Origin of the sequence: Micrococcus sp. HOU01 (assembly GCF_035609305.1) — a bacterium.
Lineage (GTDB): Bacteria > Actinomycetota > Actinomycetes > Actinomycetales > Micrococcaceae > Micrococcus > Micrococcus luteus.
Genome location: NZ_CP141211.1, coordinates 1,417,651 through 1,432,400, shown reverse-complemented (window position 1 = coordinate 1,432,400; position 14,750 = coordinate 1,417,651). Strand labels below are relative to the sequence as shown.

The window sequence follows — 14,750 nt, the reverse complement described above, 5'->3', positions numbered from 1 at the left end:
CACGGGCTAGGGTGGGCGGGTGAGCGCACACCTGTTGACCCACGGCATCATCCACTCGACGACGGACCCGTACGCACAGGCGCTGCTGGTCCGGGACGGGGTGATCGCCTGGCTCGGCGCGGACGACTCCGCGGACCGCGTGGCCGACCCGGGTGACGAACGGCGGGACCTCGACGGCGCCGTCGTCGTGCCGGTGTTCGTCGAGCCGCTGGCCCGGCCCGCGGACGCGCGGGACGCGTTGAGCCGCGGCACCGCCGTCGTGACGATCCTGGCCGGGCCCGAGGACACGGGCGCCGGGCCCGCCGACGAGGACGTCCAGACGGTCGTCTATCGGCACGCCGACCGCGTGGACGCCGAGGCGGCCGGGGTGTGGCTGCCCGTCGGGACCGGCACCGACCCCGCCACGCTCGCCGGTCTCCTGACGGCCTCGACCCAGGCGGGGGAGCAGGCCTACCTCGTCCCCGACGGCGGTGCGGACGCCGGGCCCGCCGCCCAGGACGTGGCCCTGACCGCCCTGCGCTCGGTCGCGGAGGAACTCGGCACCGCCGCCCTGGGCCGCGTGCGCCATCGGCTCGTGGTCACCCACTCGGTCACCGCCGAGGACCGCGCCTTCCTGGCCGCCGCCGGGGTCAGCGCCACCGTCGTCCCCGACGCGGACGGCGTGCTGCACGCCCCCGTGGCGAGCCTGCTGGCCGACGCCGTCTCCGTGTGCCTGGGCGCCGGCCCGGCCGGGGACCCGTGGGCCGCCGTCCGGTCGGCGCTGTCCCACCCCGACCCGGACGAGCGCATCTCCGCCCGCTCCGCCTTCGCCGCCGCGACCCGCACCCCGCTGCGCGCGCTGCCCGACGCTCCGGCGGCCGGCCTGTCCGTCGCCCCGCGCCTGAGCGTGTCGGCCCCGGCCGTGTTCGGCGTCTGGGACGCGGACGCGGTGGCTGTGCAGTCGCCGGACGGCCGGGTGGCGGCGTGGAGCACGGACACCCGAGCCGGCACGCCGCTGCTGCCGGCCCTCGACGCCGAGACCGCCCTGCCCCGCTGGCGGGCCACCTGGGTGGACGGCCGGATCGCCGCGGAGGACGTGGCCCGCGACGCGCGCGATGGCGCGACGCCGGCCTGAGACCTCCGCTTCCTATACTCGAACGGATGCGATGGCCCGTCCGACCGGCGGGCCGCCCCCACGACCCCGGCCGGAAGGCGAGAACCGCACATGCGCGTGCTGACCATCATCCCCACGTACAACGAGATCGAGTCGCTGCCGCTGACCCTCGGCCGACTCCGTGACGCCGTCCCGGAGTCCGACGTTCTCGTGGTGGACGACGCCTCCCCGGACGGCACCGGCGACTGGGCCGACACCCGCGCCGCCGAGGACCCCTCCGTGCACGTGCTGCACCGCACCACCAAGGACGGCCTGGGCGGCGCCTACATCGCCGGGTTCCGCTGGGGCCTGGAGCGCGGCTACGACGTCCTGGTCGAGATGGACGCGGACGGCTCGCACCAGCCCGAGCAGCTGCCGCGCCTGCTGGAGGCCGTCCGCACCGCGGACCTGGTGATCGGCTCGCGCCGCGTGCCGGGCGGCAAGATGGTGAACTGGCCGACCTCCCGCAAGATGATCTCGTGGGCCGGCTCCCTGTACCCGCGGATCATGCTCGGCCTCAACCTGACGGACATCACGGCGGGCTACCGCGCCTACCGGGCCGACACGCTCCGTGCGATCGACCTGGACGCGATCGAGTCCAAGGGCTACGGGTTCCAGGTGGACATGACCTTCCGCACGGCCCGGCTCGGCAAGCGGATCGTCGAGGTCCCGATCACGTTCGTGGAGCGTGAGCTCGGCGAGTCCAAGATGAGCGGCGGCATCATCGGCGAGGCCGTGGTCAACGTGACCCGCTGGGGCCTGGCTGCGCGCTGGGAGGGCCTGCGCGCCCGCCTCGGCCTCTGAGGCGCACAGCCCCCGAACGACGACGGGGCCGGATCCATGGCGGATCCGGCCCCGTCGTGCATGGGGGAGCGGCGGGTCAGGCGTCGACGTCCTCGCCGCGGCTGGCGCGCAGCTTGTTGAGCTGGATCTTGTAGGTCTCCTCCAGCTCCTCGAGGCTGCGGCGCTCGCGCAGCATGTCCCAGTGGGTGCGCACGGGCTTGCCCTCGGTCTCAGCCGGCTTCTCGCCGCTGACGAGGAACGCCTCCTTGCCGGTCTTCGAGGTCCAGGTGGCCGGCACGTCTGCCTCCACGGAGAAGGTCACGAACACCTGCTCGCCGTCCTCCGTGCGGTACTCCACCCGCTGCCGGGCGGCGGGCTCGACACCGGCCTCGGACTCCAGGGACTGCGCGCCCAGGCGCATGCCCCGCAGGCTGCGATCGCTCACGTTTCCTCCTCGTCAGGCCGCGCCGAGGCCCGCGCGGGGGCGCGGGCCGATCGAGGCGCGGCGGGTCGTCCTCACTGATGGAACCATTCAGTGTCCCACAGCATTCCCGTCGGCCTCGCCGGCCGGGCGGGTGCCGGGGGTGCGGCCGGCCGACGGGTCGGGCTCAATCTCCTGCGGCGTGGCCAGGGCCTCGTCGAGCGAGGTCTGCGGCATGTCCTCCGCCGTCACCGCGCCGGCGGTCATCGCGTCCATGACGCCGCTGGCGCGCAGGGCGTCCGCGGTGGTGGGGCGGGACCCACGCGGCCGACGCGCGCGCTCCGGGGTGACGCCGACGTGCTCGGCGCCCGGCTCGCCCGCGCGGTCCCCGGAGTCCCGACGCCGGGGTGCGCGCTCCGGGGTGGGGCGGTCGCCGTCGCCGGGGGCGAACGCCTCACCGAGGCCCTGCAGGGCGCGGGTGAGCTCGGCGGGGACCACGAACATGGTGGTGGCCTGGCCGTCGGCGATCTTGGGCAGGGACTGCAGGTACTGGTAGGCCAGGACCTCGGAGTCGGCGCCGCCGGAGTGGATGGCGTCGAAGACCACCTCGATCGCCTCGGCCTCGGCGTTGGCGCGCAGCACGCGTGCCTGAGCCTCGCCCTCGGCGGAGAGGATCTGGGACTGGCGCTCGCCCTCGGCCGTGAGGATGGCGGCCTGCTTCGTGCCCTCGGCGGTGAGGATGGCGGCGCGGCGGTCGCGCTCGGCGCGCATCTGCTTCTCCATCGAGTCCTGGATGGACATGGGCGGGTCGATGGCCTTGAGCTCCACCCGCGAGACCCGCAGGCCCCAGCGCGTGGTGGCGTCGTCCAGCACGCCGCGCAGCTGGGAGTTGATGGAGTCGCGAGAGGTCAGCGCCTCCTCGAGGTTCATGCCGCCCACGACGTTGCGCAGGGTGGTGGTGGTGAGCTGCTCCACCGCGTGGATGTAGTTGGCGATCTCATAGGTCGCGGCCTTGGCGTCCGTGACCTGGAAGTAGACGACCGTGTCGATGGAGACGACGAGGTTGTCCTCGGTGATCACCGGCTGGGGCGGGAAGGAGACGACCTGCTCGCGCATGTCCACCATCGGGAGCATGCGGTCCACGAACGGGATGATCAGGGTCAGCCCGGCGCCGGCCGTGCGGTTGTACTTGCCGAGGCGTTCGATGTTGGCCGTCCGCGCCTGCGGGATGATCTTGACCGAGGAGGCCACGATCACCGCCGCGAGGACGGCGAGGACGACGAGGACGATGAGGGTTTCCATCGGGGTCCCTTCTTCTGGGGTCGGTGCGGTCGGAACGAGGACGTGGGGCGGCTCAGGCGCCGTCCGCCTCCCAGTCGATGCGGGGGAGCGGGCGGACCACCAGGGTGGCCCCGTCGATGCGCAGGACGGTCACCTCGTCGCCGGGGGCGACGTCGGGCGCCCCGGGCTCGACGCGGGCGGACCAGGTGTCGCCGTCGACGGCGAGCGTGCCGGCGTCGCCGGTGATCGCGCCCTGGGCCGCGACGCGACGCCCCGGGAGCGTGTCCAGGTAGGAGGCGCCGGCGCCGGTGTCCTTGCGCAGGTGGCGCAGGGCGACGGGGCGCACGGCGGCGAGCATCAGCAGGGCGACGGCGGCGAACGCCGCGAGCTGGAGCGCCAGCGGGCCGCCCACGAGCGCGACCACCCCCGCCGCGCCGGCCCCGGCGGCGATCATCAGGAAGACGAGGTCGAGGGTCAGCAGCTCGACGCCGGCCAGGCCGGCGGCCAGCACCAGCCACAGCCAGCCCGCGTTCGCCTCGATCCACTCCATGCGTGCGCTCCCCTCCGTGTCGGGTGCGCGGACGGGTCTGCCGCGCGTCGACGTGTGATCCCCATCCTGCCCTACGCAGTGGCGTTGGACACAGCGTGTCCCCAGGCGGTCCTGGAAGTCGGGAGCTACCGCCCGGTAATGTGAGCTGCATGACATCTTCACCCGTCGCGGTCTCGCCCCTGCTCCAGCCGATCACCCTGGGCCCCCTCACGCTGCCCAACCGGGTGGTCATGGCCTCGATGCACATGGGACTGGAGGATCGGCACGACAACCTGCCGCAGCTGGCGGCGTTCTACGCGGAGCGGGCACGCGGCGGCGTCGGACTCATCGTCACCGGCGGCCTGGGCGTCGTCCCCGAGGGCACGGTGACGCTGGGCGGGGGGATGCTCGCCAGCGAGGAGGACGCGCGCGCCCATCGCGTCGTCACGGACGCCGTCCACGCCGCCGGGGGCAGGATCCTCGCCCAGCTGCTGCACGCGGGACGCTACGCCCCCAGCCCCGACCTGGTCTCGGCCTCCGCGGTGCGAGCGCCGATCTCGCGGCACACGCCCCGGGAGATGACGGCCGCGGACATCGAGCGGACCGTGAACGCGTTCGCACGCGCGGCCACGTTGGCCCTGGAGGCCGGATACGACGGCGTGGAGATCATGGCCTCGGAGGGCTACCTCCTCAACCAGTTCCTCGCCCCGGCGACGAACCGACGCGCGGACGAGTACGGGGGCGACGCCGAGCGCCGACGCCGGTTCCCGGCGGCGGTGGTCGCGGCCGTGCGCGAGGCGCTGGGGGAGCGCGGCGTGCTCTCGGTGCGCACCTCGGCGGCGGACCTGGTCCCCGACGGGCAGACGCGCGCGGAGATCGCGGACACCGCCCGGGCCTTCGAGGCCGCCGGAGCGGACGTCCTGATGACCGGCATCGGGTGGCACGAGTCGCGTGTGCCGACCATCGTGACCTCCGTGCCGCGCGCCGCGTTCCTCGCCGCCTCGGCTGACCTGACCGCCGCCGTCGACATCCCCGTGATCGCCTCCAACCGGCTCACCACCCCCGCCGAGGCGGAGGAGGCGCTGACGTCCGGGGCCGCCGCGCTCGTCGGGCTGGCCCGGCCCCTGCTGGCGGACCCCGAGTGGATGGCCGCGATCAGCGACCCGCGCGCTCGGACCCTGACCCCGTGCATCGCCTGCAACCAGGCCTGCCTCGACCACGTGTTCACCGGGGCCAAGGTCTCGTGCCTGATGAACCCCCGCGCCGGGCGGGAGACGGAGCCGGAGTACGCCGCGCCCGTCCCGGTGGCCCTCGGCCGCCGGCGCCGGATCGCCGTGGTCGGTGCCGGGCCGGCGGGCCTCACGGCCGCGGAGCGTGCGGCCCGGTTCGGGCACGAGGTCACCCTGTTCGACCGGCACGCCGAGCCCGGCGGGCAGTTCCGGCTCGCCCGCCGCATTCCCGGCAAGGAGGAGTTCGGTCCCGCGCTGGAGCACCTGGCGGCCCGCGCGGCGGCATCCGGGGTGACGCTCGTGACCGGGGAGGAGGTGTCCGCACAGACACTCCTCACGGACGATGGGCGGCCAGGCTACGACGAGGTGCTCCTCACCACCGGCGTGCGGCCCCGGCCCGTCGCTCTGCCCGGGGCGGGGGAGCCGGGTGCGCCCGCCGTCCATGCGTACGACGACGTGGTCCTGGGCCACGTCGACGTCGGTCCGCGCGTCGCGGTGATCGGCGCCGGCGGCGTGGGCGTGGATGTCGCCGAGGCCCTGGCGGCCGGCACGGAACGGCCGGACGGGACGCCCGAGACGCAGGAGCACTGGCGGGCCCGCTGGGGCGTGGCCCTGACCGCGGAGACGCCGGGCCAGCTGGCGAAGCCGGCCGCGGCCCACCCCGGACGCGAGGTCCACCTGCTCCAGCGCAGCCCCGGACCGATCGGCGTCCGACTGCGCCCCACCACCGGCTGGGTGCACCGCGCCGAGCTGCGGCGGCACGGGGTCCACCTGCACTCCGGTGTGACCTACGAGGGCCTCGGCCCCGACGGCCTGCGCGTGACCGCGCCGTCCCCGGAGGACCCCGAGGCCCGCGTGGCGCTGACCCTGGACGTGACGGACGTCGTCGTGTGCGCCGGGCAGGAGTCCGAGACGGATCTCGTCGAGGACCTGGTGGCCGCGGGCTACGCGCCGGAGTCGGTGCGTCTGATCGGCGGAGCCGCCGAAGCCCGCGAGCTCGACGCCTACCGGGCCATGGACCACGCCGTGCGGGCCGTGCAGGGCTGAGCCGCGCCGCCGGCCGGCGGGCCCTCGCGGGCGAGCGACGTCGGGGCTACGGTCGGGGCATGGCTCTCATCTACACCGCACGCCTGGACCCGGACAAGCCCGAATGGATCCGCCGCCGCCTCGTGGCGCACGGACTGCCCGAGGACGTGACCGCCGAGAAGGTCGGCTCGTACCGGCTCGACGATCCCGCCGGCGAGATCGGCGTCGAGTCGATGGTCGTGCGCGTGGGCGACCGGCTCTACCAGACCCCGTTCGCCTACCGAGGCGACGCACCCGCCGAGGGAGACGTCGTGGCCGAGGTGGAGCACTCCGTCCTGGGACACCGCTGGGTCGTGGACGCCGCCACCGACCCGGACGCGCGCCGTATCCTCGCAGCCGCCGTGCGCGGCGAGATCCCGCAGGCCCGGCTCGAGATGCACGACGAGTCCGGGACCTACCTCGAGACGCGCGCCCCGGATCTCACCCTCCGCGTGATCGGCGCCGATGCGACGGGGGAGCTCGAGGTGCCGGTCGAGCTGTCCGAGACGGACGAGGCGGACGTCGACGGCCCGCGATGCCTGGTCGCCGAGGGAGACGGTGTGCGGGCCGTCGTCGCGCGCCTGTCCTGAGGGGCGGTCCGCGCGGTCAGAGGCCGCGCGGACCCCAGGGCCGCAGCCGGCGATGGCTGGTGAGTGACATGTACAGCGCGATGCACCAGCCGAGGACGGTCCACCCCGTGAGCAGGTTCACCCAGAACACCGCCCACACGTTGGAACGGCCGCGGACGGCGGCAATGGCCCACGGAGCCAGGTAGCCCGCCGTGGCGATGGCCAGGACGACGGCGATCGTCGCGTGCAGGGGGCGGTCGCGCTGGTCGGTCATGATCGTCATGGGTCCAGGCTACGCGCGAGACCCGCCGCGCGGGCGTCCCTGTCCGCCGTTCTGCGTTGCGCCGATAATGTACATTATGTCAACTAGCCTGTTCTTCGCCTCCCCTTCGGAGGCCGCCTGCACGGCACGCGCCGCGTCGTGAACTGGCCCAGGTGGCCGCGCCGGGCGGCACCGACACCGCGTGCCGGGGTTCACTCCCCCGGGTCTGCGGACAGCCGCTCCAGCAACGGCAGGACAGCCGCCACCGCCGTCCGGCTCTCGTGCCAGAGCCCGTGTCGCAACCGGGAATGGACGGCCTGCTGGCTGATCCCGAGTTCGGCCGCCGCCTCTCGCTGACTGGCGCCGGCTTCGACCAGCCGTCCCGCCGCGTGCTGATCAGCGGACCGGCGCCGTTCCACCGCGGCGACCAGCTGCAGGGTGGCCTCCGCACAGCGCAGATCAGCCTCTCGGCCGGCATCCGAGGCGCGGTCCGCGCGACCTCCGCCCGGCAGCACGAGTCGGCCCGGTGCCCGCCGGGCCCGCCGCCGCTCGGCTGTTGTCAGGTACGACAATGATGAATCCTTGTCGAGGGCATCCTCGGGATCCAACAGCACCGCCCAGGACCCGGTCCGCACGGCCCACAGCGCCAAGCCGACCGCGGCCGCCATGCCGTCGACGACGACGGCCAGCTCGCCGTCGTGCGACGCCGCATCGGTGCCCGGGCCGGATTCGTCGAGAAGCCACGCCGCCGCGGTCACAGCCGCGTCCGGGCGAGGATCGTCGAGCAGCGCGGCTGCCAGACGCCGCGCGTCGTCAGCGGTGGCGGCGGTCGGTCGGATGGGCACCAGATGCACGGACACCATGCAGTGAGCCTACCTCTGACAAAGGCGCTGTCTTGTTGTGGGGCCCGTCTGCCGAGCCGTCCTCGGCCGGACGCTCCGTCCGGACGTCTCGGTGCGCCAGACTGGATGCATGACGTCCTCCCCCACCGCCCGTCGTGTCGTGCCCGCCGAGCATCGCGCCCCGCGCGGCGCCCTGCCTGCGCTTGCCGTCGACCTCCTGCTCACCGTCCTCTTCGTGGCTCTGGGTCAGGGGCAGCACTCCACGGAGCGCGGGCTGCTGGGTCTGCTGGTCGCGGCGGCGCCGTTCCTGGCAGGCCTCCTGCTCATGACCGGGGTGACCGCCGGACACCGGACGTGGGCCCGCGTGTGGCCCCACGGTGTGATCGTCTGGCTGGGGACCGTGGCGGTCGGGATGGTCCTGCGCGTGGCCTTCGGTCTCGGTGGTGCGCCGGTGTCCTTCGTGCTCGTGGCGCTCGGGGTGCTGGGCGTCCTGCTCCTGGGCCGCCGGGCAGTGACCGCCTGGCTGGTGCGCCGCACCCGGAGGTGAGGGCCCGGCGCGCAGCTAGGATCGTCGGGGACACCGGACCCGCAGCATCGAGGAAATGAGGACCGCCCGTGGTCACCGCCATCGTCTTGATCAAGACCGACAAATCCAGCATCCCGGAGACCGCCGAGACTCTCGCCGCGCTCGAGGGGGTCGGGTCGGTCTACTCCGTGACCGGCGCGTGGGACCTGGTGGCGATGGTCAAGGTGCGCCGCTACGAGGACCTCGCCGACGTGATCGCCGACCACCTCTCCAAGGTCGACGGGATCCAGGAGACCGAGACCATGCTGGCCTTCCGGACCTACTCGTCTGAGGACCTCGGCGAGGGATGGGCGCTCGGCTTCGACTCCTGAGCGTCCTCTCCACGACGGGCCCCATCTCGCCGGGGAGGGCCCGTCGTCGCACCATCAGGACCGGGAGAAGGCGACCCAGCGGTCCAGGACGTCACGCGCGGCGCCGGAGTCGATCGACTCGGCGGCCCGCGTCATGTTGGCCGCCAGTCGCTCCATCAGCGGCGCGTCCGCGTCGCGGTCCCAGGCCGTCAGGCCCGCGGCCGCGTTGAGGAGGACGGCGTCGCGGATCGGACCCTTCTCCCCCGCCAGCAGAGCGCGGACGAGGGTCGCGTTGTAGGCGCCGTCCCGCCCGGCCAGGGCCTGAACGGGGGCCAGGTCGATGCCCAGCTCGCGGGGATCGAGCTCGTGGGTGCGCACACCGTCCCGGACCTCCATGACGGTCGACGGCCCCGACGTCGTGATCTTGTCCCGGCCGTCCGCCCCGCGGAAGACGAAGCCGCGCACCCCTCGGTCCGCGAGCACCTGGGCGAGCAGCGGGACCATGGCCTCACTCGAGCAGCCCAGGGCCTGGGCGGTGACCTGGGCCGGATTGCTCAGGGGGCCGAGGAAGTTGAACACGGTGGGCACGCCGAGCTGCTTGCGCACCGGGGCCACATACTTCATGGACGGGTGGTAGTTCTGGGCGAAGAGGAACGTGATGCCCACGGCCTCGGCGCACTCCTCGGCCTTCCGGGCCGGCATGGACAGGTCCACGCCGAGGGCCTCGATCACGTCGGCCGCGCCGGCGGTGGACGAGGCGCCGCGGTTCCCGTGCTTGACGATCCGCGCGCCCGCACCGGCGGCCACGAGCGAGGACATCGTGGAGAGGTTCACGGTTCCCAGGCGGTCACCGCCCGTGCCCACGACGTCGAGGGTCTCCCCCGGCACGTGCACCGGGTTCGCCGCCTGCACCATCGCCTCGGTCAGGCCGCGCAGCTCCGGCACCGTCACCCCCTTGGCGGCCAGGGCGAGGAGGAATCCCCCCACCTGCCCCTCGGTGGCATCGCCGGCCATCATCTCCCCCATGGCCCACGCGGCGACGTCGTCGCTGAGGTCCTCACCGAGGGTGAGGGCGCGGAAGACCTCCGGCCAGGAGGTCCCCAGGACTGCTGCGGTGTTCTCGGGGGTGCTCACGCACTGAGCCTAGCGGCCCGGCCGCACCCGGGACCGCGCCATGTCATGCGCCGCACGCCCCGAACCTGAACATCCCCTGGACGCCACCCCCCGACTGCCACTGAAACCCCCCCGACGGTGCTGACGACCTGTCCTGCGACACGGTAGGTTCGATTTACCGCCCGGGCGGTGTTTGGGGCCATAATGGCTGGGTGACCACAGCTAACCCCACTCTCCATCAGCCCACCACGGGGCTCCCGAGCCGGCCGAACATGGTGCAGGTCGGGACCATGGTGTGGCTTGCCAGCGAGCTCATGTTCTTCGGTGGGCTCTTCGCCATGTACTTCACCCTTCGCTCCACGTCTCCGGAGCTCTGGGCCGAGCACACCGCGATCCTCAACGTCCCGCTCGCCGCGGTGAACACGACGATCCTGGTGCTCTCCTCCGTCACCGCCCAGTTCGGCGTCCTCGCCGCCGAGCGCCTTCAGCCCCGCCGCACCGGCGGCTTCCTGCAGTTCGGGAAGTGGGGCATGGTCGAGTGGTTCATCCTGACCTTCATCATGGGCTCGATCTTCGTGGCGGTGCAGTCCTACGAGTACGCGGTCCTCGTCTCCGAGGGTGTGACCGTCGCGGCGAACGCGTACGGCTCGGCGTTCTACATCACCACCGGCTTCCACGCCATCCACGTGACCGGCGGCCTGATCGCGTTCCTCTTCATCATCGGCCGCGCCTACATGGCCCGCCGCTTCGGCCACCACGAGGCCACGTCCGCGATCGTCGTGTCCTACTACTGGCACTTCGTGGACGTCGTCTGGATCGCCCTGTTCTTCATCGTCTACTTCCTGAAGTAAGACGACCCCCCACTCACCGCACCGACTTCAGGCCCGGGCCGGCAGCATGAGCGGCCCGCCCCGGAAGAGAACGATAGGAAACCCCCGTGAAGGCACTTTCGCAGAACCGACGCCATCCCCTGATGGGGCTGGCGCTCCTCCTGCTGGGACTCCTGGTGACCGGCGGACTGTACTCCGTCGCGAGCACCGTGAACCAGGCGCAGGCGGCCACGCAGGTCACCGCGGCCGCCTCGGCTGATGACATCTCCGAGGGCGAGAAGCTCTTCAACGCGAACTGCGCCTCGTGCCACGGCACGGGTGCCGCGGGGGGCCCCTCCGGCCCGTCCCTGATCGGTGTCGGCGCCGCCTCCGTCGACTTCCAGGTGGGCACCGGCCGCATGCCGATGCAGATGAACGGCCCGCAGGCCCAGGTCAAGCCGAACCAGTTCAACGACGAGCAGACGGCCCAGCTCGCCGCCTATGTCGCCTCGCTGGGTGCCGGCCCCGCCGTCCCCGAGGACGAGTACCTGGATGTGAACCACGAGGACGTGGACATCACCCGCGGCGGCGACCTGTTCCGCATCAACTGCGCCATGTGCCACAACGCGGCCGCGGCCGGCGGTGCGCTCACCCGCGGCAAGTACGCCCCCTCTCTGCAGGGCGTGGAGGAGAAGCACATCTACGAGGCCATGGAGACCGGCCCGCAGAACATGCCGGTGTTCTCCGACTCGAACATCAAGCCCGAGGACAAGCGCGACATCATCGCCTACCTGAAGACCATCGAGAACCAGGGCTCCCCCGGCGGCCTCGCCCTCGGCTCGCTCGGCCCCGTCTCCGAGGGCCTGTTCATCTGGACCGCTGGCCTGGCGCTGATCATCGGCTTCATGGTCTGGCTCACCAGCCGGTCCTCCTGATCCCGTCGGCGCAGGCGCGCCGACCACCCGTCATCGACATTCATCACTCGAGTAAAGGAAACAGGACATATGGGCGAGAAAGGCTTTGAAGGGACCGAGCACCGCTCGGATTCCCTCGAGCACGCCGGCGAGGACGCGCCCCGGTACGCGATCGACAACCCGGGCCTGCCTCCGCACCGTCCGCGCCTGGCCGATGAGGATCCGAAGGCTGCGAAGCGCGCCGAGCGTCAGGTCTCGGTCATGTTCCTCATCTCCATCGTGGGCACGGTGCTCTTCTTCATCGGCTACTTCGGTGTGGGGCAGATCGGCAACGGCGAGGCGTTCAGCAAGATCTACCTGCAGAACCTGCTGCTCGGCCTGGGCACCGCCCTCGCCATGTTCGGCATCGGCATCGGCGTGGTGCACTGGGCCAAGACCCTGATGCCCGACCACGAGACCGTGGAGGACCGTCACGAGATCCGCTCGGAGGACGACCGCGTGGCCGCCACCGGGATGATCTCCGAGATCCTGGACGAGTCGCAGATCAAGCGCCGCCCCCTGCTGCGCAACACCCTGATCGGTGCCGCCCTGCTGGCCCCCCTGCCGTTCATCGCCGTGTTCCGCGATCTGGACGACTCGGACAACTTCTCGGATGAGGAGATCCACAACTTCGGTCCGGAGCGTCTGCGTCACACCATGTGGGCCGAGGGCGTGCGCCTCGTGCGCGACCCCACCGGCTCCCCCATCAAGGCCTCGGACGTCACGCTCGGCTCCGCCGTGCACGTCATCCCCGACGGCCTGAACAACCTGGGCCCTGACAAGCTCAACCAGAAGGCCAAGGCCGTCGTCCTGCTCATGCGCCTCGACCCGGCCAAGGTGAAGATCACCCCGGGTCGCGAGGACTGGAACGTGGACGGGATCTTCGCCTACTCCAAGGTCTGCACGCACGTGGGCTGCCCGATCGCCCTGTACGAGCAGCACACCCACCACCTGCTCTGCCCCTGCCACCAGTCGACCTTCGACCTGACGCAGGAGTGCAAGGTCATCTTCGGCCCGGCCAGCCACGCGCTGCCGCAGCTGCCGATCACCGTGGACGATGAGGGCTACCTCGTGGCCCAGAGCGATTTCCATGAGCCCGTCGGGCCTGTCTACTGGGAGCGTGGCTGACACCTATGAGCACCACCGTGAATGAGTTCCAGCCGGCGACCACGACCGGCCGCATCGCCAACTTCGTCGACACTCGCATGGGCATGTCGCCGATCGTGAAGTTCTTCGGCCGCAAGATCTTCCCGGACCACTGGACGTTCATGTTCGGCGAGGTCGCCCTGTACAGCTTCGTCATCCTGCTGCTGTCCGGCGCGTTCCTCACCCTCTTCTTCGACCCCTCCATGTCGGAGGTCGTCTACGACGGGGCCTACGCCCCGCTGCGCGGCATCGAGATGTCCGCGGCCTACGCCTCGACCCTGGACATCTCGTTCGACGTGCGCGGCGGCCTGTTCATGCGCCAGCTGCACCACTGGGCGGCGCTGATGTTCGTGGCGGCCATGTCCGTCCACATGCTGCGCGTGTTCTTCACCGGCGCGTTCCGTCGCCCGCGTGAGCTGAACTGGCTGGTCGGCTGCTTCCTGCTGATGGCCGGCTGGGCCGCCGGCTTCACCGGCTACTCCCTGCCCGACGAGGTGCTCTCCGGCAACGGCCTGCGCATCATCGACGGCATCCTGAAGTCGCTGCCGCTGGTGGGCACGTACCTCTCCGCCTTCTTCTTCGGCGGCGAGTTCCCCGGCCACTCGGTCATCGGCCGCCTGTACGCCCTGCACATCATGATCGTGCCGGCCGCCATCCTGCTGCTGATCGGCATCCACCTGTTCATGGTCGTCGTGCACAAGCACACCCAGTACCCGGGCCCGGGCCGCACCGAGGACAACGTGGTCGGCTACCCGGTGGGCCCCGTGTACGCGGCCAAGGCCGGCGGCTTCTTCTTCATCGTGTTCGGTGTGCTCGCGCTCATCGCCTCCACGGTGACGATCAACGCCAACTGGAACTACGGCCCGTACGATCCGTCCCCGGTGCAGGCCGGCACCCAGCCCGACTGGTACATCGGCGTGTTCGACGGCGCCCTGCGCCTCATGCCGGGCATGATCGGCGACTACTCCTTCCTCTGGAACATCCCGATGCCGTGGGGCTCCTCGGTGTCCCTGCCCATGGGCGTGCTCGTGCCGCTGATCCCGGTCGGCGTCCTGCTCGTCGGCATGTGCACCTGGCCCTGGATCGAGCGGTGGATCACCAAGGACAACACTGAGCACCACCTGCTCGACCGTCCGCGCAACGCCCCGGCCCGCACGGGCATCGGCGTGGCCGCCGTCGTCTGGTACTGCGTCATGTGGGCGGCCGCGTCCTCGGACCTCATCGCCACCCACTTCCACCTCTCCCTGAACGACGTGCTGTACGTGCTGCGCGCGCTGTTCTTCCTCGGCCCGGTGATCGCCTTCATCGTGACCCGCCGCATCTGCCTGTCCCTGCAGCGCAAGGACCGTGAGCTGGTGCTCCACGGCCACGAGGCCGGCGTCATCGAGATGTCCCCCGAGGGCGGCTTCCACGAGCGTCACCGCCAGCTCACCGACTACGAGCTGTACCGCCTGGTGTCCTTCGAGGACCGCCGCCCGGTGCCGGCGATGCCCGGCCGCAACGGCAAGGTGGGCGCGCTGGAGAAGGCCCGTGCCGGCCTGAACCGCATGTTCTACCAGGATCGCGTCGCCCCGGTCTCCCGCGAGGAGCTGGTGGAGGCCCGCACCCACGGCCAGCACGGCCACGAGGAGTCCGCGGTCGAGCTCGAGCACGGCTCGCACGCCCCTCACCTGGATCGCTGATCCCGAGCGGCTGATTCCCTGACGAAGGGCCCCACGCACCATGGTGCGTGGGGCCCTT

Annotated in this window: 16 protein-coding genes; 10 read left to right on the top strand and 6 right to left on the bottom strand. The window is 72.0% G+C overall.

Annotated features, from left to right (window positions below):
• Nucleotides 1–19 precede the first annotated feature (19 nt).
• Nucleotides 20–1,114: a hypothetical protein gene (locus SOY78_RS06565; RefSeq protein ID WP_141842885.1), complete on the top strand. Its 1,095-nt coding sequence runs from the start codon at nt 20–22 to the stop codon at nt 1,112–1,114.
• A 90-nt stretch (nt 1,115–1,204) separates the two neighbouring features.
• On the top strand, nt 1,205–1,936 hold the full coding sequence (locus SOY78_RS06560) for a polyprenol monophosphomannose synthase (protein WP_141842883.1): 732 nt from the start codon (nt 1,205–1,207) through the stop codon (nt 1,934–1,936).
• A 76-nt stretch (nt 1,937–2,012) separates the two neighbouring features.
• Here SOY78_RS06560 and SOY78_RS06555 read toward each other — a convergent pair whose 3' ends face one another.
• The 3 genes from SOY78_RS06555 to SOY78_RS06545 form a co-directional block, all read right to left on the bottom strand.
• Complete coding sequence (locus SOY78_RS06555; protein WP_012750883.1) at nt 2,013–2,360, bottom strand: RNA polymerase-binding protein RbpA; 348 nt, start codon at nt 2,358–2,360, stop codon at nt 2,013–2,015.
• An 87-nt stretch (nt 2,361–2,447) separates the two neighbouring features.
• On the bottom strand, nt 2,448–3,638 hold the full coding sequence (locus SOY78_RS06550) for an SPFH domain-containing protein (protein WP_036315078.1): 1,191 nt from the start codon (nt 3,636–3,638) through the stop codon (nt 2,448–2,450).
• A 52-nt stretch (nt 3,639–3,690) separates the two neighbouring features.
• The gene (locus tag SOY78_RS06545) at nt 3,691–4,167 is read right to left on the bottom strand and encodes an NfeD family protein (RefSeq protein ID WP_061867282.1); all 477 of its coding nucleotides are present in this window, start codon (nt 4,165–4,167) and stop codon (nt 3,691–3,693) included.
• Between the two features lie 149 nt (nt 4,168–4,316).
• Here SOY78_RS06545 and SOY78_RS06540 point away from each other — a divergent pair, with 149 nt between their 5' ends.
• Nucleotides 4,317–6,422, top strand: a complete 2,106-nt coding sequence (locus SOY78_RS06540) for an NADPH-dependent 2,4-dienoyl-CoA reductase (RefSeq protein WP_324701319.1) — start codon at nt 4,317–4,319, stop codon at nt 6,420–6,422.
• Nucleotides 6,423–6,481: 59 nt separating this feature from the next.
• Nucleotides 6,482–7,030, top strand: coding sequence for a maltokinase N-terminal cap-like domain-containing protein (locus SOY78_RS06535; RefSeq protein WP_073116899.1), 549 nt, complete (start codon nt 6,482–6,484; stop codon nt 7,028–7,030).
• Nucleotides 7,031–7,046: 16 nt separating this feature from the next.
• Here SOY78_RS06535 and SOY78_RS06530 read toward each other — a convergent pair whose 3' ends face one another.
• Both SOY78_RS06530 and SOY78_RS06525 read right to left on the bottom strand, forming a co-directional pair.
• Nucleotides 7,047–7,292: a superinfection immunity protein gene (locus tag SOY78_RS06530; protein WP_020624801.1), complete on the bottom strand. Its 246-nt coding sequence runs from the start codon at nt 7,290–7,292 to the stop codon at nt 7,047–7,049.
• 191 nt (nt 7,293–7,483) lie between these two features.
• Nucleotides 7,484–8,134, bottom strand: a complete 651-nt coding sequence (locus tag SOY78_RS06525) for a hypothetical protein (RefSeq protein ID WP_141842875.1) — start codon at nt 8,132–8,134, stop codon at nt 7,484–7,486.
• A gap of 109 nt (nt 8,135–8,243) precedes the next feature.
• Here SOY78_RS06525 and SOY78_RS06520 point away from each other — a divergent pair, with 109 nt between their 5' ends.
• Entirely contained in the window at nt 8,244–8,660 is a 417-nt protein-coding gene (locus SOY78_RS06520) for a DUF3054 domain-containing protein (protein ID WP_134416996.1), read from the top strand.
• A gap of 68 nt (nt 8,661–8,728) precedes the next feature.
• Nucleotides 8,729–9,010: an Lrp/AsnC family transcriptional regulator gene (locus tag SOY78_RS06515; protein ID WP_134416997.1), complete on the top strand. Its 282-nt coding sequence runs from the start codon at nt 8,729–8,731 to the stop codon at nt 9,008–9,010.
• Between the two features lie 54 nt (nt 9,011–9,064).
• Here the strand turns inward: SOY78_RS06515 and trpD are convergent, their stop codons facing one another.
• Nucleotides 9,065–10,123 (bottom strand): anthranilate phosphoribosyltransferase, encoded by a 1,059-nt coding sequence (gene trpD / locus SOY78_RS06510; RefSeq protein WP_002854528.1) that lies wholly within the window; start codon nt 10,121–10,123, stop codon nt 9,065–9,067.
• Between the two features lie 251 nt (nt 10,124–10,374).
• On the opposite strand from trpD, the gene SOY78_RS06505 reads away from it, so the two are divergent.
• The 4 genes from SOY78_RS06505 to SOY78_RS06490 all read left to right on the top strand — a co-directional run bounded on the left by SOY78_RS06505 (nt 10,375) and on the right by SOY78_RS06490 (nt 14,692).
• The gene (locus SOY78_RS06505; protein WP_020625607.1) at nt 10,375–10,953 is read left to right on the top strand and encodes a cytochrome c oxidase subunit 3; all 579 of its coding nucleotides are present in this window, start codon (nt 10,375–10,377) and stop codon (nt 10,951–10,953) included.
• 86 nt (nt 10,954–11,039) lie between these two features.
• Entirely contained in the window at nt 11,040–11,846 is an 807-nt protein-coding gene (locus SOY78_RS06500; RefSeq protein WP_036315101.1) for a cytochrome c, read from the top strand.
• Nucleotides 11,847–11,915: 69 nt separating this feature from the next.
• The gene (locus SOY78_RS06495) at nt 11,916–12,992 is read left to right on the top strand and encodes a ubiquinol-cytochrome c reductase iron-sulfur subunit (protein WP_324701318.1); all 1,077 of its coding nucleotides are present in this window, start codon (nt 11,916–11,918) and stop codon (nt 12,990–12,992) included.
• Between the two features lie 5 nt (nt 12,993–12,997).
• A complete protein-coding gene (locus SOY78_RS06490) occupies nt 12,998–14,692 on the top strand; it encodes a cytochrome b (protein WP_036384751.1) in 1,695 nt (564 codons plus the stop codon).
• The last annotated feature ends 58 nt before the right edge of the window (nt 14,693–14,750 follow it).